Below are 24,920 nucleotides of genomic sequence, written 5' to 3'. Positions count from 1 at the left end.
GGCCTCGTCGCCGTCGGGGCCGACGGGGTCGGCGGGGCCGAGGGCGGTGCGGGCCCGGGCCAGGTCGGCGGACCAGTCGGAGCCGTCGGCGAGGCGGGCCCACAGCGGGCGCAGCAGTTCGCCGTCGCCGCCGAGCAGCGGCAGACACCGATCCAAACAAGCCAATCCGCTGGCGGCCAGTCCGCGTTCGTCGGCCTGTGCGATCAGTTCCACCAGGCTCATGGATGCCTCCCTCGCCAGGGCGCCGACCGGTACGGAGCCCGCACTTCCCCTTACTGCGTGCGACGGCGCGGGAGTGTCACAGCGCAATGTTTCGGCCAAAGGGAGTCGCGGCAGGTCAGCCGTAGACGGGGGCGGGCAGCTCGCCCGAGAACACCTTGCGCTCCTGCATCCGGGTCAGCCGGACGACCACCACGACGGCGAGGACGGCCGCCGCGATGTCGACTCCGTCGGAGAACAGCATCACCCGGGCGGCGTCGCGCAGTTCGGCCGCCGTCCCGGCGTTCCGGGACGTGGTGTACGCGTACCGGCCCGCGAGGAGGCTGATGATCCACAGCGTCCACCAGGCGTTGACCGGCGTGTGCCCGGACCGGGTGCCCCAGGGAGCGCTGGCGTCCCAGCTGTCGGCGACGATCCGGCGCGGGAACCAGAGGTTCACGACGGGGCAGAACCAGCCGCCGATCGTCCAGCCGCGCTTCATCCGGTGCCGGGAGGCGTCGAACACCTCGGCGTTCACCCGGACCCGCCACAGCCAGCACAGGTAGACGACCGCCGTGGCGACCAGCGCGACCATCTGGGAGACGCCGGCCACCGCGTAGAGCGCGTCCGCGCGGTCGGCCCGGTCGACGACTCCGGCCCCGCCGGCGCCGTCGGCGATGTCACCGGTGACGTCGAGTTCCAGCAGGTCCGCGTAGCAGGCGAACAGGTCGGTGGCGACGACGAGCCCGAGCAGTACGGCGGTGGCCCGGGCGAGCCCGGCCGGCGAGCGCAGCCAGGCGCCGGGCGGGGCGGGGTACGGCGGCGCGGGCGCGGGCGAGGTCATGACGGAGTCCCCCCGGACGACGAGAGCGGAGCCGGGCGTCGGCTCTCCCCGAGGTGACGCGCGGACACTGCTACGGACACGCGGTGTTCTTCAGGACGCGCGCGGACACCGGAACATACGGTCGGACGCCGCCCCGCGTCCACCCGGTCACCGGTCCAGCCGGTCCGCCAGCTCGCGGAAGCCGGCCCAGGACAGCGCGGGCGTGCGCGGGTCCCACAGCTTCTGCGCGGTGGCCCGCAGCGGCATCCGGATCCCGGCGGCGACCTGTGCCTCCGTCTGCGCGTGCGGGAAGTCGGACCAGACGGCGAACGAGCCGCCGAGGATCTGCCCGTCGTAGCGCTCCGGCACGGCGGTCGTGCCGCGCAGCACGCGCGGGTTCCACCGCTCGTAGATCCGCTGTCCGGTCGGGTACACGAAGGTCTGCGGCTGTCCGAGGACGTAGTAGAGGAACTCGTCGTTGTAGTTGAGCACCTTCCGGCCCTCGCTCAGGTACTCCACGGGCTGCCGGGCGCCGATCTCCTTGCCGGTCCAGTAGGCGACCTTGATGTCCGCGTCGGGCCGCACGGAGGCGGTGCGGTAGAAGCCGTCGTTCCACGCGCGCACGCTCCGGTCGTGGGCGCGGACGGTGGCGGCGCGGTCGTTGAGCCAGCCGGTGGCGAGGTCGGCGACGGTCGCGCCGGGGCCGAAGGCCTGCCGGGCGGCGGCGGCCAGCTGCGGGAACGAGGCCTGCGGGTCCTTGACGGTCAGCGCCTGGTACTCGTCCCCGCCCAGGTGCCACTGGTCGCCGGTGAAGAGCCCGGCGTACTCGTCGAGCAGGTCGTCGACGATCCGGGCGGAGGCCTCCTTGGAGATGTCGACGGCGCCCCGCGTCGGCACCCCGCTCGCGTTGCGCAGCTGGAGGTCCGGGTGGGCGGCGATGACGGCCCCCAGGTGTCCCGGCGAGTCGATCTCCGGTACGACGGTGATGTGCCGGCTCTCCGCCAGCGCCACGATCCTCCTGACCTGGGCCTTGGTCAGATGGTTCGCGGAGACGATCTCGGGATGGGTGCTGGACTCGATCCGGAAGGCCTGGTCGTCGGAGAAGTGCAGGCCCAGCTCGTTGAACTTCAGGTCCCCCAGCTCGCGTATCCGGTCCTCGATCCAGGTCTCGCTGTACGGCTTGCGCGCGATGTCGATCATGAACCCGCGCACCGGCTTGGCGGGCTCGTCCCGAACGACGCCCTCGGGTGCCGTGCCGCCGCCGTGGACCTCCTGCTTCAGGGTGCGGGTGCCGTAGAACACGCCGGCCTCGCCGGGCCCGCTGATGTCGACCCGCCCGTCCCGGACGGTCATGGTGTACGACTCCTGGTTCCCGCCCCCGCCGCCGAGCGCGAGCCGCACATCGCCCGCCCGCACGTCGTCCTTCTCCCCCGCGTAGCTCAGCCCCAGCTCCCCGGCTATGAGCCGCCCCTCGTCGGCCAGCCGGGGGTCGCGCACCACCACCCGGGCGCCCGGGCGCGGTGTCCAGCCGGGCCCGCGCGCCGGGGTGTGCGAGCGCACCGCGGGTATCGTGCGCGGCGCCCGCGACAGCGGGTAGGAGCGGGTCGGGCTGGGGCTCGCCGTCGGTGTGCCCGGGTCGCCGGCGCCGGCGTCGGTGCCGGCGACCCGGCCGGACGACTGCCGTGCGCTCCCCTCCGGCTTTCCGCCGCCCCCGTCCGACGAGGCCCACACGCCGACGCCCGTGCCGAGCGCGACGGTCCCGACGAACGCGGCGGCCACCACCGCCCGCTTCCGTATCCGCTGCCGCGCCGGGCCACGGCGCCTGTGCCTGTGCTGGATCACCCTGCCAACGTACGACCGATCTTCCGCTCGGCTGTCACCCAGGCGTTCCGAAACTCTCCCGTCCGGGTGAATTTCAGGCATCCCTCGGACACAGCGTGACCACTCTCGATAACCTGAGGTCACAGTTTTCACAGCATCCCCTGCCACACCACATGTGACGCGAGGACCCACGCTGCCCGCCCACCGCCTGCCGTATCTCCCCACACCCCTCGACGCCTTCAACACGGCACCCGCGGAGGAGGCCCGCGCCCTTCTCCTGCACTGCCTGCACAGCTTGCGCTGGTCCGACCGGATCGCCGACCACCGCCCCTACCCCGACCTGGACGCCCTGCTGGCGGCGGGGGACGAGGCGGCGTACGACCTCTCGCCGGGCGATCTGGCCGAGGCGCTGGCCGGTGAGCGCCTCCCCGAGCTGCCCGAGGACACCTACTCGGCGGCCCACATGGCCCTCGGCGCCGCGCACGCCGCGTACGAGGCCCGATTCGGACACGCGTTCGTCATCTATCTGGGTGACGTCGCCGCGGACGAGGTCATCGACCACATCCTCGAAGCGATCCGGTCACGATTGGCGAACGATCCCGAGGAGGAGCGGGTGGTGGCGGCCGACGAGCTCCGGCGCCTCGCGCGGGGGCGGCTGCTGACCCTGCTCAGCGGCGCGGGGCCGTGTTCGATTTGTGGCTACCGGCACACGGCTGCGACCAGCCCAAACACCCCCGCACCCGGCAAATGACACTCGAACCCGCCCCGGCAACCGCTCCCGCTAGCCCAACCGCGTGCCACTTTGATCACACCGGTAGGCCCCCCGTAAGCACCACGGCGGCACGTGGATACCATGCAGAGGGCCGGTGGACCGTACCCGGCCGGGCCCGACCGACAGTGAAGCCGGCGCGGCCCTAGTCCCCGCTCCCGGAGGGTTCTTCCGTGCCGGCTGGAACGCTGTACCGCGGCCGGGAAGGAATGTGGTCCTGGGTGGCTCACCGAGTCACCGGCGTCCTCATTTTCTTCTTCCTGTTCGTTCACGTGCTGGACACCGCTCTCGTGCGTGTTTCCCCCGAGGACTACGACAAGGTCGTAGCCACGTACAAGACGCCGATCGTCGCGCTGCTGGAGTACGGCCTCGTCGCCGCCATCCTCTTCCACGCGCTCAACGGCCTGCGCGTCATCGCCGTCGACTTCTGGTCGAAGGGCCCGCGCTACCAGAAGCAGATGTTCTGGACCGTGATGGGTGTCTGGATCGTGCTGATGCTCGGGGCGATCTACCCGGTCCTCGGCCACGCCTACCGTGTCCTGTTTGGGAGCTGACGCCGATGTCCACGACTGAAACCGCGGCCTCGGGAGTCGGCCCCGTCGAGGGCGCTCCCGTCTACACCGTCGACAACCCGGCCCCGCTGATCGAGGCGCCGCGCAAACGCACCAAGAAGTCCCCGAAGTCGACCCGGGGCAACTTCGAGCTGGCCGCCTGGCTGTTCATGCGCCTGTCCGGCATCGTGCTGGTCGTCCTCGTCATCGGCCACCTGCTGATCCAGCTCGTGCTGGACGGCGGCGTCTCCAAGATCGGCTTCGCCTTCGTGGCCGGCCGCTGGGCGTCCCCGTTCTGGCAGGTCTGGGACCTGCTGATGCTGTGGCTGGCGATGCTGCACGGCGCCAACGGCCTGCGCACGATCATCAACGACTACGCGGAGCGCCCGACCAGCCGGCTGTGGCTGAAGGGCCTGCTCTACACCGCCACGGTGTTCACCATCCTGCTGGGCACGCTGGTGATCTTCACCTTCGACCCGAACATCCGCTAGGCACGGGGCTGCGAGAATCATGAAGATCCACAAGTACGACACCGTCATCGTCGGCGCCGGTGGCGCGGGCATGCGCGCCGCCATCGAGGCGACGAAGCGCAGCCGCACCGCCGTGCTGACCAAGCTCTACCCCACCCGCTCCCACACGGGCGCCGCGCAGGGCGGCATGGCCGCCGCGCTGGCCAACGTGGAGGAGGACAACTGGGAGTGGCACACCTTCGACACGGTCAAGGGCGGTGACTACCTGGTCGACCAGGACGCCGCCGAGATCCTGGCGAAGGAGGCCATCGACGCCGTCCTCGACCTGGAGAAGATGGGCCTGCCGTTCAACCGGACCCCGAACGGCACCATCGACCAGCGCCGCTTCGGCGGTCACAGCCGCAACCACGGCGAGGCGCCGGTCCGCCGGTCCTGCTACGCCGCGGACCGCACCGGCCACATGATCCTCCAGACGCTGTACCAGAACTGCGTCAAGGAGGGCGTGGAGTTCTTCAACGAGTTCTACGTCCTGGACCAGCTGATCACCGAGGTCGACGGGGTCAAGCGCTCCGCCGGTGTCGTCGCCTACGAGCTGGCGACCGGCGAGATCCACATCTTCCAGGCGAAGGCCGTCATCTACGCCTCCGGCGGCTGCGGCAAGTTCTTCAAGGTGACCTCCAACGCGCACACCCTCACCGGTGACGGCCAGGCCGCCGTCTACCGCCGGGGTCTGCCGCTGGAGGACATGGAGTTCTTCCAGTTCCACCCGACCGGCATCTGGCGCATGGGCATCCTGCTCACCGAGGGCGCCCGCGGCGAGGGCGGCATCCTGCGCAACAAGGACGGCGAGCGCTTCATGGAGAAGTACGCTCCCGTCATGAAGGACCTGGCGTCCCGCGACGTCGTGTCCCGCTCCATCTACACGGAGATCCGCGAGGGCCGCGGCTGCGGTCCCGAGGGCGACCACGTCTACCTGGACCTCACCCACCTGCCGCCGGAGCAGCTGGACGCCAAGCTCCCGGACATCACCGAGTTCGCGCGGACCTACCTCGGCATCGAGCCGTACACGGACCCGATCCCGATCCAGCCGACCGCGCACTACGCCATGGGCGGCATCCCGACGAACGTCGAGGGTGAGGTCCTGGCGGACAACACCACGGTCGTCCCGGGCCTGTACGCGGCCGGCGAGGTCGCCTGCGTGTCCGTGCACGGCGCCAACCGCCTCGGCACCAACTCGCTGCTGGACATCAACGTCTTCGGCCGCCGCGCGGGCATCGCCGCCGCCGAGTACTCGGCGAAGGCCGACTACGTCGAGCTGCCGGACGCCCCGGAGGCCTTCGTCGTCGAGCAGATCGAGCGGCTGCGCACCTCCACCGGCAACGAGCGGGTGGCGACCCTGCGCCGCGAGCTGCAGGAGACCATGGACGCCAACGTCATGGTGTTCCGCACCGAGCAGACGATCAAGACGGCGGTCGAGAAGATCGCCGAGCTCAAGGAGCGCTACAAGAACGTGGCGATCCAGGACAAGGGCAAGCGTTTCAACACGGACCTGCTGGAGGCGATCGAGCTGGGCAACCTGCTCGACCTGGCCGAGGTCATGGCGGTGTCGGCCCTCGCCCGCAAGGAGTCCCGCGGCGGTCACTACCGCGAGGACTACCCGAACCGCGACGACGTCAACTTCATGCGCCACACCATGGCGTACCGCGAGGTCGGCGCCGACGGCTCGGAAACCGTCCGTCTCGACTACAAGCCGGTCGTCCAGACCCGCTACCAGCCGATGGAGCGTAAGTACTGATGGCTACCCCTGTTCTGGACAAGGCGGACGCGGCCGGCCAGCCCGAGCCCGGCTTCGCCGACTCCCCCTACATCACGGTCACCTTCCGCATCCGCCGGTTCAACCCGGAGGTCGCGGCGGAGGCCACCTGGGAAGACTTCCAGCTGGAGATCGACCCCAAGGAGCGGGTCCTCGACGGCCTCCACAAGATCAAGTGGGACGTCGACGGCACCCTCACCTTCCGCCGGTCGTGCGCGCACGGCATCTGCGGCTCGGACGCGATGCGGATCAACGGCAAGAACCGCCTCGCCTGCAAGACGCTGATCAAGGACATCAACCCCGAGAAGCCGATCACGATCGAGCCCATCAAGGGCCTGACGGTCCTGAAGGACCTGGTCGTCGACATGGAGCCGTTCTTCCAGGCGTACCGGGACGTCATGCCGTTCCTGGTCGTCAAGGAGACGAACGAGCCCACCCGGGAGCGCTACCAGTCGCCGGAGGACCGCGAGCGCTTCGACGACACGACGAAGTGCATCCTGTGCGCGGCCTGCACCTCGTCCTGCCCGGTGTTCTGGAACGACGGCCAGTACTTCGGTCCGGCCGCGATCGTGAACGCCCACCGCTTCATCTTCGACAGCCGGGACGAGGCGGGCGAGCAGCGCCTGGAGATCCTCAACGACCGTGACGGCGTGTGGCGTTGCCGCACGACCTTCAACTGCACGGACGCCTGCCCGCGCGGCATCGAGGTCACGAAGGCGATCCAGGAAGTGAAGCGCGCCCTGATCACGCGCCGCTACTGACCTTTCCGCTCCGCAGTGAGCCGCTGACGGGTCCCCCTGGGAGCCCCACCGGAAGTCCGCTCCGGTGGGGCTCCTCGCTTCCCGGCGGTAAGGCTCCTAATGTGACGACATGTCAGACGAAGAGTCGTACGAACTGCTCGGTTTCGACAACGTGCTGCTCCCCGTCGGCGACCTCGGCGAGGCCGTCGCCTTCTACGAGCGGGCCGGGTTCGCCGTGGGCTTCCGGTTCGACGAGGGCGGGATCGCACAGCTGAAGGTCGGCGGGGAGACGCCCGGCATCCTGCTGCGCACGGAGGAGGAGCTGCGGCGGCGGACCCCGCCCTGGCCCTCGCCGCGCGTCTGGCTGGAGGTGCCGGACGCGCGGGCGGCGGCGCGGGAGCTGGCCGCCGCCGGTATCGAACTCCTGGACGAGGTGTTCCCGGTGGCCACCGGCTGGACGGTGGAGATCGCCGACCCCTGGGGCAACATCCTCGGTTTCACGGACTACACCAAGCGCCCGGCACTGGGCCGCAGACCCTGAGGCGGTCCTGCTGGTGCCGGGCGTGGCCGCCGTCCTGCTCAGGGGCGCCCCCGTCACTCGTTAGGCTCCTCCCGTGCCCGCGAAGAACGACGGCCCCGACGCGGCCGGCCCCCACAGCAGCAAGTCCGAGCAGACCCGTGCGCTGATCCTGGAGACCGCGATGCGGTTGTTCCAGGAGCGCGGGTACGACAAGACGACGATGCGGGCCATCGCCAAGGAGGCCGGGGTCTCCGTCGGCAACGCCTACTACTACTTCGAGGGCAAGGAACACCTGATCCAGGGCTTCTACGACCGGATCGCCGCCGAGCACCAGGCGGCGGTCCGGGAGGTCCTGGACCGGGAGACCGACCTGGAGGCGCGGCTCGCGGGCGTGCTCACCGCGTGGCTGGACATCGCCCGGCCGTACCACGAGTTCGCGGTGCAGTTCTTCAAGAACGCGGCCGACCCCGACAGCCCGCTCAGCCCCTTCTCGCCGGAGAGCGAGCACGCGCGCGAGCAGGCCATCAGCGTGCACCGGGAGGTGCTGGCCGGTTCGAAGTCCAAGGTGGCCCCCGAGCTGCGGGACGTGCTCCCGGAGCTGATGTGGCTGGCCCAGATGGGCCTGGTCCTGTACTGGATCTTCGACCGCACGGAGGGGCGGGAGCGCAGTTACCGGCTGGCGCGGCGGGGGGCCCGCCTGACCGCCCGCGGTGTCTCGCTGGCCCGGTTCCGGGTGCTGCGGCCCCTCGTCCTGGAGATCCACGAGCTGTTCACGGACTTCCTGCCGGGGATGACGAAGGTCCTGCCGGACCCGGGGCGGGGGGACCGGAACGGCGAGTGATCACTTTCGGGTGACAGCGCGGGAACACGACGCCCGGGGTCCGGGCTGCCTACGATGATGCTCTCGACACCAGCCCCTAGGAGGCACGCGATGTCCGCTGCATCCGTCGAGCAGCCCTTCGACGCCGACGAGCCGTTCTCCCTCACGGCCATCGCCGACGAGATCATGGAGCGCCATCCGGGCTACCGCGTCGAGATCATCGGAGGCCATCTCCTCGTGACCCCTTCACCGGATGCCCCCCACGCCCGTGTTCTGACCGATCTCATGATTCCCTTCCTCGCCGCCGGACTGCACGGCGCGGAGACCGAGGTCCTCCAGAGCGTCGCGATCAAGCTCCCTACCGGGGCCGAGGACTACTGCATCCCCGACCTGGTCGTCGTGGACGCCGACATCGACGACCACTTCATCGAGAACAACGCCTACGACCCGGTCTGCTTCCGCCTGGTCCTTGAGGTCACCTCCGGCAACTGGCGGGACGACCTGAAGACCAAGGTCGGCGCGTACGCCGAGGCCAAGGTGCCGGTCTATCTCGTGGTCGACCGCAAGCACCAGCGCCTCCACGTCCTCACGGAGCCCGCCGGGAGCGAGTACGCGAACCACCGTGTCCACGCCCCCGGCGAGACGGTGACGCTGCCCGACTCGATCGGCGCCGAGGTGGCGCTCGACGTCGAGCAGATCATCAGGGCCGGGCAGAAGAAGGCCGACTGATCAGATCCAGGTCAGGCGCCACAGGCGGAACACGCCCGTGCCGTCCGACAGGTACTGGCCGCCGCCCACGTCCTCGGTGCTGACCACGTACTCCTTGCGCTGCCAGAGCGGGATCAGCGGGACGTCCTCGGCCACGTCCGTCTGGATGTCCCTGAAGTCCTTCGCTGCCCGGGTGCGGTCGGCGTACTGCCGGCTGTCCAGGATGAGGTGGTCGACCAGCTTGTTGCTGTACCCGGTGCTCATGGTGGAGCCGGTGCCGACGAGCGGCCCGCCGAAGGTGTCCGGGTCGGGGTAGTCGGCGACCCAGCCCACCGCCCAGGCGTCCATCTTCCCGGCGGCCCAGCGCTTCTGGAAGTCGGTCCACTCGTAGCCCTTGACGTCGACCTTGAACAGGCCGCCCGCCTCCAGCTGCTTCTTCAGCTCCACGGACTCCTCCGCGCCCGCGCCCCGGCCGATGCCGTAGCCGAGGGTGAAGCGCACGGGCAGGCTCACCCCGGCCTCGGTGAGCAGCCGGCGCGCCTTGTCGGTGCTCTGGGTCGGGTAGGAGTCGAAGAAGGAGGTGGTGTGCCCGGTGATGCCGGTCGGGATCAGCGAGTACAGCGGATCGACCGTGCCCTCGTACACCGTCGTGGCCAGCTGCTCGCGGTTGACCAGCCAGGCCATCGCCCGGCGCACCCGCACGTCGTGCAGCGGGGAGCCGGAGCGGGTGTTGAGGTAAAGGTTGCGGGTCTCGGCGCTGTCGGACTCGGTGACCCGCTGCTTGGGGTCGCTCGGGTTCAGCTCGGAGAGCACGCCCGGCGGCAGGGTGCGGGTGGCGACGTCCACCTGCCGGCCCTTCCACGCCTGGTCGAGCTTCGCCGAGTCGGCGTAGTACCGCAGCTCGACCGGGCGGCCGACGCCGCTCAGATAGCCCTTGTAGTGCTCGTTCGGCGCGAGGTCGGCCTTCTGGTCCTTGGCGTACGCCGTCAGCGTGTACGGCCCGGTGCCGTCGACCGAGGTGCCCGTGCGCAGGGCGTCGGCGGGGTACTTGTCCTTGTCCACGATCGAGCCGGCGCCGGTGGCGACCTTCAGCGGGAACGTGGCGTCCGCGGACGAGAGGTGGAAGGTGACGGTGTGCTCGTCGTCGGCGGTCACCGAGGCGAGCGTGTCGAACAGGGACGCCGGACCGACATCGGAGTTGATCTTCTTCACGCGCTCGAAGGAGTACTTCACGTCCTCGGCCGTCATGGCGCGCCCGCTCGGGAAGGTGATCCCGGAGCGCAGCGTGCACCGGTACGTCCTGAGGCCGCTGCCCTGGAACGCGCAGCTCTGCGCCGCGTCCGGGACCGGCTCGACCCCGCCCGGCTCGAAGGTCAGCAGCGACTGGAACACGTTGCTGAACAGCGCCCAGGATCCGGCGTCGTAGGCGCCGGCCGGGTCGAGTGCGGTGACCGCGTCCGTCGTACCGACGGTGATGGTCCTGTCCTTGTCGTCCTGCGACGGCAGCAGTTGCCAGCCGCCGATCCCCACGACGGCGAGCACGAGCAGCGTCACGAGAATCCGCATGCGAACAGATCGCATGGTGGTGCCCTCCCCAGGCCCGTCAAGGCCCTACCCCTGGCCCAGCACGAATCGGCCACTCCCCTAAGTGGCGCGGCTCACCTAATCACACCGGTTTCACCGCGGGGAAGGGCTTTCTGACCAGTTGTGAAAGAACTTACCGAGGCGTTGTTTCCGCCGGGTTTCACAGCTTCTCCACAGGGTGGGAGCGGTTCCGCTCCCGCGGGGCACCGGCTGACCACGACCAGTGGGCTATGAGTTCCGGCGCAGTGCGCGCAGACCGCGCAACCCGATGACCCCGATGACCGTCCCCAATACGAAGGAGACGACCGCCAGCAGCAGATGCACCCAGAAGTACGCCGTCGGGTGACCGTCGTCGAAGGCGAGCCCGCTGCTGTCCTTGACCAGGTTCTTGACGAAAGTGACCCAGATGACCCAGGACCACACCCCGAACGCGAGCAGGAACCAGGAGACCGGGCGGCTGAGCTTCATGAGTCCAGTATCGCCGTCCCCTGTCCGGTTCCGTGCCGGGGGTGGGAGGGGTCGCGGGACTTCGCGGTCGGGTCCGGGTACGTTCTCGGTCGTGCCCGCACCGAACACGACCGTCAGGCGATCCCTGCTGGTCACCTCAGCCACTCTGCTGTCCCTGTCCGCCGCCGCGCCCGCCGCCCTCGCCGCGCCGGCCCCCTCGACGAGCCCGACCGCCACGCCCCCGGCCCAGATGTCCACCGTGGGCGGCGCCCGGCTCGGCATGCCCGGCACCCAGGTGAACCTCGCCCCCGGTGTGCCGGTCCTGCCCAAGGACCTCACCGCCCGTTCCTGGATCGTGTCCGACGCCGAGTCCGGGGAGGTCCTCGCCGCGCACAACGCGCACTGGCCGCTGCCCCCGGCGAGCACGCTGAAGATGCTGTTCGCGGACACCGTGCTGCCCCGCTTCCCCAAGGGCACGCTGCACAAGGTGGCGGCTTCGGACCTCAAGGGCGTGGGCGTGGGCTCCAGCGTGGTCGGGATAAAGGAGGGCGCCACCTACTCCGTCCACGACCTGTGGCTCGGGGTGTTCCTGCGCTCGGGCAACGACGCCGTGCACGTGCTGTCCCGGATGAACGGCGGCATCAGGCAGACCGTGCAGGACATGCAGGACCACGCCGAGGAACTCCAGGCCCTGGACACGCACGTCGTCTCGCCGGACGGCTACGACGCGCCGGAGCAGGTGTCGTCGGCGTACGACCTGACGCTGTTCGCCCGCTCCGGGCTGCAGAAGAAGGACTTCCGCGACTACTGCTCGACGGTGAGCGCGAAGTTCGGCTCCGCGGAGATCCGGAACACCAACCGGCTGCTGAGCGGCGACACCGACGTCCCCGTCTACCAGGGCATCGCGGGCGTGAAGAACGGCAACACCACGCACGCGGGCGCCACCTTCACCGGGGTGGCCGAGCGGAACGGCAAGGTGCTGCTGGTCACGGTGATGAACCCGGAGAAGCACGAGCACAACGAGGTCTACAAGGAGACCGCGAAGCTGTTCGACTGGGGCTTCCAGGCCGTCGGCAAGGTCAACGCGGTGGGTGAGCTGGTGCCGCCGAAGAGCGCCGCGTCGGCCACCCCGCAGCCGGGCCCCAGCACGTCCGCCGCGCAGGACCCGGGTCGGGGGGCGGGGCAGGCGGCCGGGAGCGGCGGGGCGGGGGCGAAGCCGGTGGCGAGCGCGACCGCCGCGTCCGCCTCCAGCGGGGCCGGGATCGCCCTGGCCGTCGCGGGCGGGCTGCTGGTGCTGCTCGGGGGCGGGGCGTACCTGGTCAACCGCCGGTGGCCGCTGCCGGACCTGATGCGCCGTCGCGCACGTCCCTGAGGTCCGCCGCCTTGCTCGGCGTCGCCGTCCAGGAGGCGCAGAACAGCACCAGTTTGGCCGTGAAGTTCATCCACAGCAGCAGTGCCACGGGAACGCCGAACGCGCCGTACATGCTCTTCGCGGCGACCCCCTGGATGTAGCCGCTGAGGAGCAGCTTCAGCAGTTCGAAGCCGATCGCGCCGAGCAGCGCGGCGACCAGCAGGCGGCGGCGCGGCGGCTCCACCCCGGGCAGCAGGGTCAGGACGTAGAGCAGGACGAGGAAGTCGGCGAGCACGGCGACGGCGAACGCGGCCATCTGCAGCAGGACGCTGCCCCAGCTGTGCTCGTCCAGGCCGATCTGCCGGGAGACCAGGCCGACGGCGGCCGAGGCGAGGGTGGACGCGGCGAGGGTGACCAGCAGGGCGCCGCCGAAGCCGAGCAGGATGACGGCGTCCTTGGCCTTGGTGACGACCGGGTTCTCCTCGCGGTCCGGCAGCTCCCACACCGCGCGCAGGCAGTCCCGCACCTGCCCGACCCAGCCGATGCCCGTGAAGAGCAGGGCGGCGCCCGCGATGACGCCGACCGTGCCCGCGTTCTGGACCAGGGAGGTGAGGTCGAGCTGGTCGGCGAGGCCCGGGAACTGGTCGGCGATCCGGTGCTCCACGGTCTTCTGGCTGGCCGGGCTGAGCGTGGCGGCGGTGATCGCGGCGGCGACGGTCAGCAGCGGGAACAGGGCCACGAAGCTGACGAACGTCATGGCGGCGGCGAGCCGGGCCCACTTGACGCGGTCCAGGCGCTCGTAGCACCGCCACGCGTGCGTGAGCATCAGCCGGGTGACGATCGGCCCGATGCCGGGGAGCCTCTTCAGCCAGTCCATGATCCGACTGTGCCCGCTGCGCAGGGGCGTCAACACCGCGTTTCTTCAGCAGAACGGTCATATACGGGCGATACGGTCAGCTGTCATGAAGGACGCCACCGCTCTGCCCCAGTCCCTGCTCGTCCTCGGCGGCACGTCCGAGATCGCGCTGGCCACCGCGCGCCGGCTGATCGCCCGCCGCACCCGCACGGTGTGGCTGGCGGGCCGGCCCTCCCTGGCGCTGGAGAACGCCGCCGGGAGCCTGCGCGCGCTCGGCGCGGACGTGCACACCGTCGCCTTCGACGCGCTCGACCCCGAGTCCCATGAGGCCGCCCTCGGCAAGGTGTTCGCCGACGGGCCCGTCGACATGGTGCTGCTCGCCTTCGGCATCCTCGGCGACCAGGCGCACGACGAGCGCGACCCGGTGCGGGCGGTGCGGGTCGCGCAGACCAACTACACCGGGGCCGTCTCGGCCGGCCTGGTCGCCGGGCGCAGCCTCCAGACCCAGGGACACGGCTCCCTCGTCGTACTGTCCTCCGCCGCCGCCGAACGCGCCCGCCGGGCCGACTTCATCTACGGCTCCAGCAAGGCCGGACTCGACGTCTTCGCCCAGGGCCTGGGCGACGCCCTGCACGGCACCGGCGTCCACGTCATGGTCGTACGGCCCGGGTCGGTCCGTACGGGGCGGACGGCGGGCCGGGTGCGGACGCCGCTCTCCAGCACGCCCGAGGCGGTGGCGACAGCGATCGAACTGGGCCTGCGCCGGCGCTCGGAGACGGTGTGGGTGCCGGGCGCGCTCCGCCCGCTGATGGCGGCCCTGCGGCATGCGCCCCGCGTGGTGTACCGCCGGCTGATGATGGCCTAACGGCTGGCGATCGTGCCCCGTTCCACTTCGGTGCGGCCCGGCTGGGGCGGCACGACGGGCCCCCCGAAGGTGTACTCGCGCAGCTTGCGCCAGACGCCGTCGGGGCCCTGCTCGTACAGCGCGAAGCCGGTGCACGGCCACTCGGCCTCGAAGTCCGCCAGCTCCTCGAAGGCGCGGTCCATGCCCGCCTCGTCGATGCCGTGGGCGACGGTGACATGCGGGTGGTACGGGAACTGCAACTCGCGCGCCACGGGGCCGGAGGCGTCCCGGATGCGCTGCTGGAGCCAGGCGCACGCGTCGGCGCCCTGGACGACCCGCACGTAGACCACCGGCGACAGGGGCCGGAAGGTGCCGGTGCCCGACAGCCGCATCGGAAAGGGCCGGCCCGCGGTGGCGACCTCGCAGAGGTGCGCGTCGATCGCCGGCAGGTCGGCCTCGTCCACCTCGGTCGGCGGCAGCAGCGTGACGTGCGTGGGGATGCCGTGAGCCGCGGCGTCGCCGAAGCCCGCGCGCCGCTCCTGGAGCAGGCTGCCGTGAGGCTCCGGGACCGCGATCGACACGCCGATCGTTACGGTCCCCACGTCGTCTCCTGTCGTCGCGTCTGTCGTCTTCTCGGCCGTCTCGTCCCGGCCGTCGGTTATCGACTGTACGGCCACGGATGTCCTTCGGGCAGGCGCAGCGGAAGTGATGTGCAGCGCTCCGCCCGCGCGGACCCGTGCGGTCGTACGCCTCAGTGCTTGGCGGGGAGGAAGCCCACGCGGTCGTACGCCTGCGCGAGGGTCTCGGCGGCGACGGCACGCGCCTTCTCCGCGCCCTTGGCGAGGACCGCGTCGAGCGTCTCGGAGTCGTCCAGGTACTGCTGGGTGCGCTCGCGGAACGGGGTGACGAACTCGACCATGATGTCGGCGAGGTCGGTCTTGAGCGCGCCGTACATCTTGCCCTCGTACTCCTGCTCCAGTTCGGCGACGGTCTTGCCGGTGAGCGTGGAGTAGATGGTGAGGAGGTTGGAGACGCCCGGCTTGTTCTCGGCGTCGTAGCGGATCACCGTGTCCGTGTCGGTGACGGCGCTCTTGACCTTCTTGGCCGTGGCCTTGGGCTCGTCGAGGAGGTTGATGAGGCCCTTCGGCGTGGACGCCGACTTGCTCATCTTGACCGTCGGGTCCTGGAGGTCGTAGATCTTCGCCGTCTCCTTGAGGATGTACGGCTTCGGGATGGTGAAGGTGTCGCCGAAGCGGCCGTTGAAGCGTTCGGCGAGATCGCGGGTCAGCTCGATGTGCTGGCGCTGGTCCTCGCCGACGGGCACCTCATGGGCCTGGTACAGCAGGATGTCCGCGACCTGGAGGATCGGGTACGTGAAGAGGCCGACGGAGGCGCGGTCGGCGCCCTGCTTGGCGGACTTGTCCTTGAACTGGGTCATGCGGCTGGCCTCGCCGAAGCCGGTGAGGCAGTTCATGATCCAGGCCAGCTGGGCGTGCTCGGGGACGTGGCTCTGCACGAAGAGCGTGCAGCGGTCCGCGTCGAGGCCGGCGGCCAGCAGCTGGGCGGCGGCGAGCCGGGTGTTGGCGCGCAGTTCCTTCGGGTCCTGCGGGACCGTGATCGCGTGCAGGTCGACGACCATGTAGAAGGCGTCGTGGGACTCCTGGAGGGCCACCCACTGGCGGACGGCGCCGAGGTAGTTGCCGAGGTGGAACGAGCCAGCCGTGGGCTGGATGCCGGAGAGCACGCGAGGTCGGTCATTCGCCATGTCCCCATTCTCGCAGAGAGCCCGGGGGGCTCGGTGCGTGGGGAACTGCGGACCGTGACGCCTGGTCGCGCAGTTCCCCGCGCCCCCTTCGGGGGCGCTTCAGCCGAGGTCGACCTGCGGGTAGAGGGGGAAGCCCGCGACCAGGTCCGTGGCTCGCTGGGAGATCTCCTGGGCGACCTTCTCGTCCAGGACGTGGGCCGCCTTGGACGGGGCGCCGGACTTGGTGGTGCCCGGTTCGGTGGTGGTGAGGACGCGGTCGATCAGGCCCGCCACCTCGTCCATCTCCGCGGTGCCGAGGCCACGGGTGGTCAGCGCCGGGGTGCCGATGCGGATGCCGGAGGTGTACCAGGCGCCGTTGGGGTCGGCCGGGATGGCGTTGCGGTTGGTGACGATGCCGGAGTCGAGCAGGGCGGCCTCGGCCTGACGGCCGGTGAGGCCGTAGGAGGTGGCGACGTCGATCAGGCAGAGGTGGTTGTCGGTGCCGCCGGTGACGAGGGTGGCGCCGCGGCGCATCAGGCCCTCGGCGAGGGCGCGGGAGTTGTCCACGATCCGCTGGGCGTAGTCCTGGAAGGCGGGCTGCCGGGCCTCGGCCAGGGCGACGGCCTTGGCGGCCATGACGTGCGGGAGCGGGCCGCCGAGGACCATGGGGCAGCCGCGGTCGACCTGGTCCTTGAGGGAGTCGTCGCACAGGACCATGCCGCCGCGCGGGCCGCGCAGCGACTTGTGGGTGGTCGTGGTGACGATCTGGGCGTGCGGGACCGGGTCGAAGTCGCCGGTGAGGACCTTGCCCGCGACCAGGCCGGCGAAGTGCGCCATGTCGACCATGAGGGTGGCGCCGACCTCGTCGGCGATCTCCCGCATGATCCGGAAGTTCACCAGCCGGGGGTACGCGGAGTAGCCAGCGACGATGATCAGCGGCTTGAACTCGCGGGCCTGGACGCGCAGGGCCTCGTAGTCGATCAGGCCGGTGGCCGGGGCGGTGCCGTAGGAGCGCTGGTCGAACATCTTGCCGGAGATGTTCGGGCGGAAGCCGTGGGTGAGGTGGCCGCCGGCGTCCAGGGACATGCCGAGCATGCGCTGGTTGCCGAAGGCCTGGCGGAGCTCGGCCCAGTCGGCCTCGGTCAGGTCGTTGACCTGGCGGGCGCCGGTCTTCTCCAGGAAGGGCGCCTCGACGCGGTCGGCGAGGACGGCCCAGAAGGCGACCAGGTTGGCGTCGATGCCGGAGTGCGGCTGGACGTAGGCGTGGCGGGCGCCGAAGAGTTCGCGGGCGTGCTCGGCGGCGAGGGACTCGACGGTGTCGACGTTGCGGCAGCCGGCGTAGAAGCGGCGGCCGACGGTGCCCTCGGCGTACTTGTCGCTGAACCAGTTGCCCATCGCGAGCAGGGTCGCCGGGGAGGCGTAGTTCTCCGAGGCGATCAGCTTGAGCATCTCGCGCTGGTCGGTGACCTCCTGGCCGATGGCGTCGGCGACGCGCGGTTCGACGGCGCGGATCACGTCGAGGGCGGCGCGAAAGGCCGTCGACTCGGTGGAGAGGGGGGCGGAATTCTCGGGCATCGGGGGACCTCCGGACGGTGTGCGTACAGCGTTCACGTTCGGCCCAGGCGCACGGCACTCTTTCCCGCTCGGGCCGCTCCCTGATGGTCCGTCCCATCCCAAGCGCGCCAGTCACGGCCCGCTCGTCAGCCTACCGGGCGCGCCGCGCGGGGCAGGTCCCGCGTCCACCATGCGAGCGAGGATAAGAAGGAGGTCACCGTCGAGTCCGAGTCGTCTCCGGGAGAGGCCGTGACCGCTGCGCAAGACCTCATCGCCGCCGCCGGCGCGCACTGCGCGCCCACCTACGACCCGCTGCCGGTGGTGATCGCCACGGGCGAGGGCGCCTGGCTGACGGATGTGGCGGGGCGGCGCTATCTGGATCTGCTGGCCGGCTACTCGGCGCTGAATTTCGGGCACGGCAACCGGCGGCTGGCCGAGGCGGCCCGGCGGCAGCTGGACCGGGTGACGCTGACCTCCCGCGCCTTCCACCACGACCGGTTCGCCGCGTTCTGCACGGAGCTGGCCGAGCTGTGCGGGATGGAGATGGTGCTGCCCGTGAACACGGGGGCGGAGGCGGTGGAGAGCGCGGTGAAGACGGCCCGGAAGTGGGGGTACCGGGTGAAGGGGGTGCCCGGGGAGATGGCGAAGATCGTCGTGGCGGGCGGCAACTTCCACGGTCGTACGACGACGGTCATCAGCTTCTCCACCGATCCGGAGGCCCGCGCGGACTTCGGGCCGTACACCCCGGGCTTCGAGATCGTGCCGTACGGGGACCTGACCGCGATGCGGTCGGCGCTGACGGAGAACACGGTGGCGGTGCTGCTGGAGCCGATCCAGGGCGAGTCCGGGGTGATCGTGCCGCCGGCCGGGTATCTGGCCGGGGTGCGGGAGCTGACCCGCGAGCGGAACGTCCTCTTCGTCGCCGACGAGATCCAGTCGGGCCTGGGGCGCACCGGGCGGACCTTCGCGTGCGAGCACGAGGGGGTGGTGCCGGACGTGTACCTGCTGGGCAAGGCGCTGGGCGGCGGGATCCTGCCGGTGTCGGCCGTGGTGTCGAGCGCGGCGGTGCTCGGGGTGTACCGGCCGGGCGAGCACGGGTCGACGTTCGGCGGGAATCCGCTGGCCTGCGCGGTGGCGCTGGAGGTGATGGCCCTGTTGCGGACCGGTGAGTACCAGGAGCGGGCGGCGCGGCTGGGCGAGCGGCTGCACGGACAGCTGGGCGAGCTGCCCGGCACGGGCCGGGTGACGGCGGTGCGGGGGCGGGGACTGTGGGCCGGGGTGGACGTCTCCCCGGCGGTCGGCACCGGACGGGAGGTCTCCGAGCGGCTGCTGGCCCGTGGGGTCCTGGCCAAGGAGACCCACGGGTCGACCATCCGGATCGCGCCTCCGCTGGTGATCGGCGAGGAGGACCTGGACTGGGGGGTGGAGCAGCTGCGGGCGGTGCTGTCCGGGGCGTGATCAGTGCAGGGGGAAGTCGACGCCGTGCTCGTCGGCGGGCCGGGGTCCGAAGATGCGCCGGTCGGATTCCGCGATGGGGACGTCGTTGATGCTGGCCTCGCGGCGGAGCATCAGGCCGTGCCGGTCGAACTCCCACAGTTCGTTGCCGTAGGAGCGCCACCACTGGCCGTCGGCGTCGCGGGACTCGTACTGGAAGCGGACGGCGATGCGGTTGTCGTGGAAGCTCCACAGGCCCTTGCGGAGGGCGTAGTCCCGCTCGCGCTCCCACTTCTCGGTCAGGAAGGTGACGATCTCCTCGCGGCCGGTGACGAACCGGTCGCGGTTCCGCCAGACGGAGTCCGGGGTGTAGGCGAGCGCCACCCGGTGGGGGTCGCGGGTGTTCCAGGCGTCCTCGGCCGCCTGGACCTTCTGGAGGGCGGTCTCCAGGGTGAACGGCGGGTAGGGCGGGCGGTCTTCGGGCACGGCGGTCTCCTCGGGCGGGGGCGGGGCGGAGGTCCGGACATCTTCGAGAACGATCGTTCTCCATCGATGGGTCTACGATAGAGAACGCCCGTTCTCGACGTCAAGGAGACCGATGCCCGCCGCCGTCACCGAGGAACAGAACCGCCGGGACCGCGAAGCGCTCCTGGACGCGGCCGAGGCGCTCTTCTACGCGCACGGCATCCAGGCGGTCGGCATGGACCGGGTCCGCGAGGCCTCCGGTCTGCCCCTGAAGCGGATCTACCGGCTCTTCCCGACCAAGGAGGAGCTGGTCGTCGCCGTGCTCAGGCACCGCGACCGGCGCTGGCGCGCACACCTCGCGGCCCACGTGGAGAGTGTCCAGGACCCTCGCGCACGGGTGCTCGCCGTCTTCGACTGGCTCGCCGCGTGGTTCGCGGAGCCCGGCTTCCGCGGCTGCGCCTGGATCAACGCCCACGGCGAACTCGGCGCGTCGTCCGAGCCGGTTCTGGCGGAGGTCCGCGCCCACAAGCGCGCCTTCCACGACCAGCTGGCGACCTGGGTCCGCGCCACCGGCGCACCGGTGGCCGAACCGGTCTTCCTGCTCGCCGAGGGAGCCATCGTCACCGCGGCCGTCACCGGCGACCCGGCCCCGGCACGGCATGCGCGGGCGGCGGTGGAGACGCTGCTCGGGAGCGCCGCGGCGGCTGCCGGCTAGAGGATCACATGGGGCAGGAAGCGGGCGTACTCGTCGGTGATCAGGCCGGTGGACTCGCGGATGCCGAGGCCCGCGGGTTCGTCCCGGACCACCCAGGCGCCCAGCACCACGTGGTTGCCGTCGAAGGCGGGCAGCGGGGCCAACTCCTGGTAGCAGCACGGCTCTTCGCGCAGGACGGGCGGGGCGCCGGGCGCGTGGACGGTGACGCCCTCGCCCTCGCGGCCGAGGAGGGGCTTGGCCACGTAGCCCGTCGTGCCGGCCAGCTCCCGGGGGCCGTCCAGGTAGGCGGGGAGGAGGTTCGGGTGGCCGGGGTACAGCTCCCAGAGGACGGCCAGGAGGGCCTTGTTGCTCAGGAGCATCTTCCAGGCCGGTTCGATCCACAGGGTGCTGCCGGTGCCGCCGCCGTTGTCCAGGGTGTCCAGGACGTGTCCGCCGAAGGCGTCGGTGGTGAGCCACTCCCAGGGGTAGAGCTTGAAGATGCCGCGGATGAAGCGGAGCCGGTTGTCGACGAAGCGGCCGGAGAGGGTGTCCCAGCCGATCTCCTCCATGGCCAGCCAGTCGGTGGTGAGGCCGGCCTGTTCGGCGGTCTCCTTCAGGTAGGCGACCGTCATCAGGTCCTCGCCGAGTTCGTCGGCCGAGGAGTGCGCGAAGTGCAGCGGGCTGCCGGCGGGCAGCAGCGCGGACTGGGCGCGCCAGGCCTCCACCAGGCGTTCGTGCAGGGAGTTCCACTGGTCCGCGCCGGGGAAGCGGTCCTCCATCCAGAACCACTGCGGGGAGGCGGCCTCCACCAGCGAGGTCGGGGTGTCGGCGTTGTACTCCAGCAGCTTCGCCGGTCCCGTGCCGTCGTGGCGCAGGTCGAAACGGCCGTAGACGGAGGGCAGTTCGGCACGCCGGTGCCAGGCCTCGGTGACCGCGGCGGCCACGCGCGGGTCCGTGATGCCGAGGTCCGCGAGGCGGTTCTCGGACACGATGTGCTCGGCGGCGGCCAGGCACATGCGGTGGAGCTCCTCGACGGTCTCCTCCAGCGCCTCCACCTCGTCCAGGGTGAAGACGTAGTAGGCGCTCTCGTCCCAGTAGGGGCGCAGCGAGCCGTCGGGGTGGCGGGTGAGCGGGTAGACCAGGCCCTGCGCCTCCACGGTCTGCTGCCAGCCGGGGCGGGGGGTGGTGGTACGGCGTTCCATGGGCGTGTTCCGGTCAGCCGCCGGAGCTGCCCTTGCCGCCGCCGAAGCCGCCGCGGTGGACTCCGCCGCTTCCGCTGTGGTGGTCGTCGTCATCGTCGGACGAGCCGCTGCCCGAGCCCTTGCCGGGCTTGGTGAAGGAGCCGCCGTCGACCCAGCCGTTCTTCTCGTCGCCCTCGTAGTACCAGGCGGCGTCGACCTTCTTGACGGTCGTCTTCCTGCCCGGCGTCTTCCTGCCCGTGGTCTTCCCGGACGCGCCGGAGGTCGTGCAGTTCTTGTCCGAGACGACCTTGTACCCCTTGGCGAGGTTGTAGCTGTCACGGTCGACGCAGCGCTTGTCGGGTTCGGACGAGCAGGCGGTGAGCGCGGCGGCCAGCAGGCCCACGCCGCCCAGGACGACCGTGCCGGAGCGGAGTGGTCGGCGTGTACGGTCCATGTGTGTCTCCCCCGTCGGATTCCGGTGCCGTGTTCGCGGCCAGCCTAGAGATCGGTGTGAGTGTTCCCCCCGGCGGGTCTTTCATCTGCCCCTCGCCTAGAGTCACTTCGTGCTGTTTGGAATGGTGTGCGCCATTGGCGCGGCGGTCTGCTTCGGTACGGCGACGGTGTTGCAGGCGGTGGCCGCGCGGGCGGCGGGCGCCGAGGGGGGTGGCGGGGACGCGGCGCTGCTGCTGCGGGCGCTGCGGCAGTGGCGGTATCTCGCCGGTCTCGCGCTGGACGGGCTGGGCTTCCTGCTCCAGATCGCGGCCCTGCGGTCGGTGCCGATCTACGCGGTGGGCGCGGCGCTGGCGGCCAGCCTCGCGGTGACGGCTGTGGTGGCGGCGCGGCTGCTCGGGGTCCGGCTGAGCGGGGTGGAGTGGGCCGCCGTGGGGGTGGTGTGCGCGGGGCTGGCCCTGCTGGGGCTGGCCTCGGGCGCCGAGGGCGACCGGGACGGGCCGGACTGGCTGCGGTACGCGATGGTCGCGGCGGCGGCCGGTGTGCTGCTGCTCGGCGGCGTCGGCGGGCGCCTGTCCGGCCGGACCCGGGCGCTGCTGCTGGGGCTCGGCGCCGGGTTCGGGTTCGGGGTGGTGGAGGTGGCGGTACGGCTGATCGACTCGCTGCGCGTGGCCGACCTGCTGGGCAACCCGGCCACGTATGCCCTGCTGCTCGGCGGCGGTGCCGCGTTCCTGCTGCTCACCTCGGCCCTCCAGCGGGGCTCGGTGACGACCGCGACGGCCGGGATGGTGCTCGGCGAGACGCTCGGACCGGCCGCGGTGGGGGTGGTCTGGCTCGGGGACCGCACCCGGGAGGGACTGGGATGGCTCGCGGCACTGGGCTTCGCGGTGGCGGTGGCCGGGGCGCTGGCGCTGGCGCGGTTCGGGGAGGCGCCGGCGGAATAGCCCGCGGCGTCTCGCGGCTGCGCGCACGTGGGGCTCGCGGCTTCCCCGCGCCCCCTGGTGTCACCGAATGTCCCTCAGGGCAGCACCCGGCACAGTGCCTCCAGCGCGCCCGCCCACGCGCTGTCCGGTGGGGTGCCGTAGCCGACGACCAGGGCGTCCAGCGGATCCGTGACGGCCTGCGGATGGCGGTGGAAGGACAGGCCGTGCAGGGCCAGGCCCTGCCATGCCGCCGCCTGGACCACCGACTCCTCCGTTCCGGGCGGCAGCCGCAGGACCGCGTGCAGGCCGGCGGCGATTCCCGTGACCCGCACTTCCGGCGCCCGCTCGGTGACGGCGGTGGCGAGGGCGTCGCGGCGGCGCCGGTAGCGCAGGCGGGAGGAGCGCACGTGGCGGTCGTAGGCGCCGGAGGTGAGGAACTCCGCGAGGGTGAGCTGTTCCAGCACGCCGACGGTGTCCGCCCGGCCCTTGGCCGAGGCCGCCTCCGCCGCCAGGGCCGGCGGGAGCACCATCCAGCCCAGCCGCAGTCCGGGCGCGAGGGACTTGCTGGCCGTGCCGAGGTAGACGACTCGGTCGGGGGCGAGGCCCTGCAACGCGCCGACCGGCTGGCGGTCGTAGCGGAACTCGCCGTCGTAGTCGTCCTCCAGGACCAGCCCGCCGGTGCGCCGGGCCCAGGCGACGACGGCGGCCCGGCGGTCGGGGTGCAGGGCGGTGCCCATGGGGAACTGGTGCGCCGGGGTCAGCAGCACCGCGTCGGCGGTCCCCGGCTCGCCGGGGTCGGTGCCCAGTTCGTCGTACGGCAGCGCGGGAGTGGCCAGGCCCGCGCTGCGCAGCAGCGCCCAGTGGTCGTCCAGGCCGTACGACTCCACGGCCACCGTCCGCGCCCCGCGGGCCCGCAGCACCGTGCCGAGGAGGGTCAGGGCGTGCGAGAAGCCCGCGGTGATCAGGATCGTGTCGGGGTGGGTGCGCACACCGCGGGCACGGGCGAGGTAGCCGGCGAGGGCCGTGCGCAGTTCGGGGCGGCCGCGCGGGTCGCCGTAGCCGAGGGCGTGGAAGGGGGCCGTGGCCAGGGCCCGGCGGGTGGCCTTCAGCCACTCGGTGCGCGGGAAGGCGGCGAGGTCGGGGGTGCCGGGGACGAGGTCGTGGAGCGGGCGGACGGGGGCGCGGTGCGAGGTCGCCGGGCCGGCGCCGGGGAGCGTTGCGGGGGCGGAGGCCGAGCGGGCGCCGGAGGGCGCGCCGGTGCCGGGCGTGCCGGGTGCCACGCGGGTGCCGGAGCCCTGGCGGGCCGTGAGCCAGCCCTCGGCGACCAGGTCGGCGTAGGCCTCGGCGACGGTGTTGCGGGCGATGCCGAGGTCGGCGGCGAGGGAGCGGGACGACGGCAGCCGGGTGCCGGGGGCGAGCCGGCCGGAGCGCACCGCCTCCCGCAGGGCGTCGGTCAGGCGCCGGCGCAGACCGCCCGAGCCGGTCGGTTCGAGGTGCAGGTCGACGCCCAGAGTGGCCCACGATTCCGCCATGGAAATGGACCATACTCCTGGGCTGCCTCGCTCCTAGAGTCGAGGGCATGACCACTGCACACGAAACCCCCGCATACGCCGCCGAAGAAGCCCCGCGCCTGTCCTGGACCGAGCACGCCCCCGACGTCTACAAGGCCATGGTCCGCCTCGACAGCGTCGCGAAGCGCGGCCTGGACCCCAAGCTGTACGAGCTGGTGAAGATCCGCGCCTCGCAGCTCAACCACTGCGCGTTCTGCCTCGACATGCACTCCAAGGACGCCCTCGCCGCCGGTGAGAGCGTCGAGCGGATCGTGCAGCTCAGCGCCTGGCAGGAGTCCCGGCACTTCTACACCGAGAAGGAGCTGGCCGCGATCGAGCTGACCGAGGCGGTCACCGTCCTGACGGACGGCTTCGTGCCGGAGGAGGTGTACGAGAGGGTCGCCAAGCACTTCGAGGAGGCCGAGCTGGCCCAGCTGGTGGCCGCGATCGCGGTGATCAACGCCTGGAACCGGTTCGGCGTGACCTTCCGGATGACCCCGGGCCACTACCAGCCCGGGCAGCACGGCTGAGCCGGCGCCCGGCGTGCCCGGCGTGCCCGGCGTGGCCAGGGAGCCGCGCGGGCACGCCGGGTTCTCCGCGGGCCCCCCGG

26 protein-coding genes, 1 pseudogene and 1 riboswitch are annotated in these 24,920 nt (G+C 71.5%); of the genes and pseudogenes, 14 read left to right on the top strand and 13 right to left on the bottom strand.

Annotation, left to right across the window (positions count from 1 at the left end):
• The 3 genes and pseudogenes from ABZV94_RS23550 to ABZV94_RS23540 all read right to left on the bottom strand — a co-directional run.
• Window positions 1–222: pseudogene (locus tag ABZV94_RS23550) on the bottom strand (hypothetical protein); the annotation flags it as partial.
• A 115-nt stretch (window positions 223–337) separates the two neighbouring features.
• Window positions 338–1,042, bottom strand: coding sequence for a DUF4328 domain-containing protein (locus tag ABZV94_RS23545; RefSeq protein ID WP_356343276.1), 705 nt, complete (start codon window positions 1,040–1,042; stop codon window positions 338–340).
• A gap of 147 nt (window positions 1,043–1,189) precedes the next feature.
• On the bottom strand, window positions 1,190–2,800 hold the full coding sequence (locus ABZV94_RS23540) for a glycoside hydrolase family 20 protein (protein ID WP_356343280.1): 1,611 nt from the start codon (window positions 2,798–2,800) through the stop codon (window positions 1,190–1,192).
• Between the two features lie 217 nt (window positions 2,801–3,017).
• Between ABZV94_RS23540 and ABZV94_RS23535 the strand changes: the two genes are divergently transcribed.
• The 8 genes from ABZV94_RS23535 to ABZV94_RS23500 all read left to right on the top strand — a co-directional run bounded on the left by ABZV94_RS23535 (window position 3,018) and on the right by ABZV94_RS23500 (window position 9,254).
• Entirely contained in the window at window positions 3,018–3,593 is a 576-nt protein-coding gene (locus ABZV94_RS23535; RefSeq protein ID WP_356343274.1) for a 2-oxo-4-hydroxy-4-carboxy-5-ureidoimidazoline decarboxylase, read from the top strand.
• Between the two features lie 191 nt (window positions 3,594–3,784).
• Window positions 3,785–4,165 carry a succinate dehydrogenase, cytochrome b556 subunit gene (gene sdhC, locus ABZV94_RS23530; RefSeq protein ID WP_043195476.1) on the top strand — a complete coding sequence of 127 codons (381 nt, stop codon included), beginning with the start codon at window positions 3,785–3,787 and terminating at the stop codon, window positions 4,163–4,165.
• Window positions 4,166–4,170: 5 nt separating this feature from the next.
• Window positions 4,171–4,653, top strand: a complete 483-nt coding sequence (locus ABZV94_RS23525) for a succinate dehydrogenase hydrophobic membrane anchor subunit (RefSeq protein ID WP_014674540.1) — start codon at window positions 4,171–4,173, stop codon at window positions 4,651–4,653.
• 19 nt (window positions 4,654–4,672) lie between these two features.
• A complete protein-coding gene (gene sdhA / locus ABZV94_RS23520) occupies window positions 4,673–6,427 on the top strand; it encodes a succinate dehydrogenase flavoprotein subunit (RefSeq protein WP_356343271.1) in 1,755 nt (584 codons plus the stop codon).
• Window positions 6,427–7,206, top strand: coding sequence for a succinate dehydrogenase iron-sulfur subunit (locus ABZV94_RS23515; RefSeq protein WP_356343269.1), 780 nt, complete (start codon window positions 6,427–6,429; stop codon window positions 7,204–7,206). Before sdhA ends, ABZV94_RS23515 begins: the two co-directional genes overlap by 1 nt.
• A 109-nt stretch (window positions 7,207–7,315) precedes the next feature.
• Window positions 7,316–7,726 (top strand): VOC family protein, encoded by a 411-nt coding sequence (locus ABZV94_RS23510; RefSeq protein WP_356343267.1) that lies wholly within the window; start codon window positions 7,316–7,318, stop codon window positions 7,724–7,726.
• 73 nt (window positions 7,727–7,799) lie between these two features.
• Window positions 7,800–8,546, top strand: coding sequence for a TetR family transcriptional regulator (locus ABZV94_RS23505; RefSeq protein ID WP_356343265.1), 747 nt, complete (start codon window positions 7,800–7,802; stop codon window positions 8,544–8,546).
• Between the two features lie 90 nt (window positions 8,547–8,636).
• On the top strand, window positions 8,637–9,254 hold the full coding sequence (locus ABZV94_RS23500) for a Uma2 family endonuclease (protein WP_356343263.1): 618 nt from the start codon (window positions 8,637–8,639) through the stop codon (window positions 9,252–9,254).
• On the opposite strand, the gene ABZV94_RS23495 is transcribed toward ABZV94_RS23500, so the two are convergent.
• Window positions 9,255–10,799 (bottom strand): ABC transporter substrate-binding protein, encoded by a 1,545-nt coding sequence (locus ABZV94_RS23495; RefSeq protein WP_356343261.1) that lies wholly within the window; start codon window positions 10,797–10,799, stop codon window positions 9,255–9,257.
• Window positions 10,800–11,045: 246 nt separating this feature from the next.
• On the bottom strand, window positions 11,046–11,285 hold the full coding sequence (locus tag ABZV94_RS23490) for an SCO4848 family membrane protein (RefSeq protein WP_030641438.1): 240 nt from the start codon (window positions 11,283–11,285) through the stop codon (window positions 11,046–11,048).
• Between the two features lie 91 nt (window positions 11,286–11,376).
• Between ABZV94_RS23490 and ABZV94_RS23485 the strand changes: the two genes are divergently transcribed.
• Window positions 11,377–12,636, top strand: coding sequence for a D-alanyl-D-alanine carboxypeptidase (locus ABZV94_RS23485; protein ID WP_356343259.1), 1,260 nt, complete (start codon window positions 11,377–11,379; stop codon window positions 12,634–12,636).
• Here the strand turns inward: ABZV94_RS23485 and ABZV94_RS23480 are convergent.
• Entirely contained in the window at window positions 12,584–13,492 is a 909-nt protein-coding gene (locus ABZV94_RS23480) for a YihY/virulence factor BrkB family protein (protein ID WP_356343257.1), read from the bottom strand. The genes ABZV94_RS23485 and ABZV94_RS23480 overlap by 53 nt on opposite strands.
• 85 nt (window positions 13,493–13,577) lie before the next feature.
• Between ABZV94_RS23480 and ABZV94_RS23475 the strand changes: the two genes are divergently transcribed.
• Window positions 13,578–14,336 (top strand): decaprenylphospho-beta-D-erythro-pentofuranosid-2-ulose 2-reductase, encoded by a 759-nt coding sequence (locus ABZV94_RS23475; protein WP_356343255.1) that lies wholly within the window; start codon window positions 13,578–13,580, stop codon window positions 14,334–14,336.
• Here the strand turns inward: ABZV94_RS23475 and ABZV94_RS23470 are convergent.
• The 3 genes from ABZV94_RS23470 to ABZV94_RS23460 all read right to left on the bottom strand — a co-directional run bounded on the left by ABZV94_RS23470 (window position 14,333) and on the right by ABZV94_RS23460 (window position 17,634).
• On the bottom strand, window positions 14,333–14,917 hold the full coding sequence (locus ABZV94_RS23470; RefSeq protein ID WP_356343253.1) for a 2'-5' RNA ligase family protein: 585 nt from the start codon (window positions 14,915–14,917) through the stop codon (window positions 14,333–14,335). The two genes, ABZV94_RS23475 and ABZV94_RS23470, sit on opposite strands and share 4 nt — an antisense overlap.
• Window positions 14,918–15,066: 149 nt before the next feature.
• Window positions 15,067–16,080 (bottom strand): tryptophan--tRNA ligase, encoded by a 1,014-nt coding sequence (gene trpS / locus ABZV94_RS23465; RefSeq protein ID WP_356343251.1) that lies wholly within the window; start codon window positions 16,078–16,080, stop codon window positions 15,067–15,069.
• A gap of 99 nt (window positions 16,081–16,179) precedes the next feature.
• Entirely contained in the window at window positions 16,180–17,634 is a 1,455-nt protein-coding gene (locus ABZV94_RS23460) for a glycine hydroxymethyltransferase (protein ID WP_356343249.1), read from the bottom strand.
• Between the two features lie 34 nt (window positions 17,635–17,668).
• Window positions 17,669–17,759, bottom strand: a riboswitch (ZMP/ZTP riboswitch).
• 103 nt (window positions 17,760–17,862) lie between these two features.
• Here ABZV94_RS23460 and rocD point away from each other — a divergent pair.
• On the top strand, window positions 17,863–19,071 hold the full coding sequence (gene rocD, locus ABZV94_RS23455; protein ID WP_356343247.1) for an ornithine--oxo-acid transaminase: 1,209 nt from the start codon (window positions 17,863–17,865) through the stop codon (window positions 19,069–19,071).
• Here the strand turns inward: rocD and ABZV94_RS23450 are convergent, their stop codons facing one another.
• Window positions 19,072–19,533: a nuclear transport factor 2 family protein gene (locus ABZV94_RS23450; RefSeq protein WP_356343245.1), complete on the bottom strand. Its 462-nt coding sequence runs from the start codon at window positions 19,531–19,533 to the stop codon at window positions 19,072–19,074.
• Window positions 19,534–19,645: 112 nt separating this feature from the next.
• On the opposite strand from ABZV94_RS23450, the gene ABZV94_RS23445 reads away from it, so the two are divergent.
• Window positions 19,646–20,227: a TetR/AcrR family transcriptional regulator gene (locus tag ABZV94_RS23445; protein ID WP_356343243.1), complete on the top strand. Its 582-nt coding sequence runs from the start codon at window positions 19,646–19,648 to the stop codon at window positions 20,225–20,227.
• Here ABZV94_RS23445 and ABZV94_RS23440 read toward each other — a convergent pair.
• Complete coding sequence (locus ABZV94_RS23440) at window positions 20,224–21,408, bottom strand: glutathionylspermidine synthase family protein (RefSeq protein ID WP_356343241.1); 1,185 nt, start codon at window positions 21,406–21,408, stop codon at window positions 20,224–20,226. The two genes, ABZV94_RS23445 and ABZV94_RS23440, sit on opposite strands and share 4 nt — an antisense overlap.
• Before the next feature lie 13 nt (window positions 21,409–21,421).
• The gene (locus ABZV94_RS23435) at window positions 21,422–21,841 is read right to left on the bottom strand and encodes a hypothetical protein (RefSeq protein WP_356343239.1); all 420 of its coding nucleotides are present in this window, start codon (window positions 21,839–21,841) and stop codon (window positions 21,422–21,424) included.
• A gap of 121 nt (window positions 21,842–21,962) precedes the next feature.
• Here ABZV94_RS23435 and ABZV94_RS23430 point away from each other — a divergent pair, with 121 nt between their 5' ends.
• Window positions 21,963–22,781, top strand: coding sequence for a hypothetical protein (locus ABZV94_RS23430; RefSeq protein WP_356343278.1), 819 nt, complete (start codon window positions 21,963–21,965; stop codon window positions 22,779–22,781).
• 74 nt (window positions 22,782–22,855) lie between these two features.
• Here ABZV94_RS23430 and ABZV94_RS23425 read toward each other — a convergent pair whose 3' ends face one another.
• Window positions 22,856–24,292 carry a PLP-dependent aminotransferase family protein gene (locus ABZV94_RS23425; RefSeq protein ID WP_356343237.1) on the bottom strand — a complete coding sequence of 479 codons (1,437 nt, stop codon included), beginning with the start codon at window positions 24,290–24,292 and terminating at the stop codon, window positions 22,856–22,858.
• Window positions 24,293–24,339: 47 nt separating this feature from the next.
• On the opposite strand from ABZV94_RS23425, the gene ABZV94_RS23420 reads away from it, so the two are divergent.
• Window positions 24,340–24,840: a carboxymuconolactone decarboxylase family protein gene (locus ABZV94_RS23420; RefSeq protein WP_356343235.1), complete on the top strand. Its 501-nt coding sequence runs from the start codon at window positions 24,340–24,342 to the stop codon at window positions 24,838–24,840.
• Window positions 24,841–24,920: the final 80 nt, after the last annotated feature.

Origin of the sequence: Streptomyces sp. NPDC004658 (assembly GCF_040609555.1) — a bacterium.
Classification (GTDB): domain Bacteria; phylum Actinomycetota; class Actinomycetes; order Streptomycetales; family Streptomycetaceae; genus Streptomyces.
Note: the sequence above shows the minus strand (reverse complement) of the source record. Positions and strands in the feature narration are given on the sequence as shown.

Coding starts and splice junctions, on each gene's coding strand:
- ABZV94_RS23545 (WP_356343276.1), bottom strand. CDS start 1,042: ATGACCTCGCCCGCGCCCGCGCCGCCGTACCCCGCCCCGCCCGGCGCC.
- ABZV94_RS23525 (WP_014674540.1), top strand. CDS start 4,171: ATGTCCACGACTGAAACCGCGGCCTCGGGAGTCGGCCCCGTCGAGGGC.
- ABZV94_RS23495 (WP_356343261.1), bottom strand. CDS start 10,799: ATGCGGATTCTCGTGACGCTGCTCGTGCTCGCCGTCGTGGGGATCGGC.
- ABZV94_RS23445 (WP_356343243.1), top strand. CDS start 19,646: ATGCCCGCCGCCGTCACCGAGGAACAGAACCGCCGGGACCGCGAAGCG.
- sdhA (WP_356343271.1), top strand. CDS start 4,673: ATGAAGATCCACAAGTACGACACCGTCATCGTCGGCGCCGGTGGCGCG.
- ABZV94_RS23460 (WP_356343249.1), bottom strand. CDS start 17,634: ATGCCCGAGAATTCCGCCCCCCTCTCCACCGAGTCGACGGCCTTTCGC.
- ABZV94_RS23420 (WP_356343235.1), top strand. CDS start 24,340: ATGACCACTGCACACGAAACCCCCGCATACGCCGCCGAAGAAGCCCCG.
- ABZV94_RS23435 (WP_356343239.1), bottom strand. CDS start 21,841: ATGGACCGTACACGCCGACCACTCCGCTCCGGCACGGTCGTCCTGGGC.
- ABZV94_RS23425 (WP_356343237.1), bottom strand. CDS start 24,292: ATGGCGGAATCGTGGGCCACTCTGGGCGTCGACCTGCACCTCGAACCG.
- ABZV94_RS23490 (WP_030641438.1), bottom strand. CDS start 11,285: ATGAAGCTCAGCCGCCCGGTCTCCTGGTTCCTGCTCGCGTTCGGGGTG.
- ABZV94_RS23440 (WP_356343241.1), bottom strand. CDS start 21,408: ATGGAACGCCGTACCACCACCCCCCGCCCCGGCTGGCAGCAGACCGTG.
- ABZV94_RS23500 (WP_356343263.1), top strand. CDS start 8,637: ATGTCCGCTGCATCCGTCGAGCAGCCCTTCGACGCCGACGAGCCGTTC.
- ABZV94_RS23430 (WP_356343278.1), top strand. CDS start 21,963: ATGGTGTGCGCCATTGGCGCGGCGGTCTGCTTCGGTACGGCGACGGTG.
- trpS (WP_356343251.1), bottom strand. CDS start 16,080: ATGGCGAATGACCGACCTCGCGTGCTCTCCGGCATCCAGCCCACGGCT.
- ABZV94_RS23515 (WP_356343269.1), top strand. CDS start 6,427: ATGGCTACCCCTGTTCTGGACAAGGCGGACGCGGCCGGCCAGCCCGAG.
- ABZV94_RS23475 (WP_356343255.1), top strand. CDS start 13,578: ATGAAGGACGCCACCGCTCTGCCCCAGTCCCTGCTCGTCCTCGGCGGC.
- ABZV94_RS23480 (WP_356343257.1), bottom strand. CDS start 13,492: ATGGACTGGCTGAAGAGGCTCCCCGGCATCGGGCCGATCGTCACCCGG.
- ABZV94_RS23510 (WP_356343267.1), top strand. CDS start 7,316: ATGTCAGACGAAGAGTCGTACGAACTGCTCGGTTTCGACAACGTGCTG.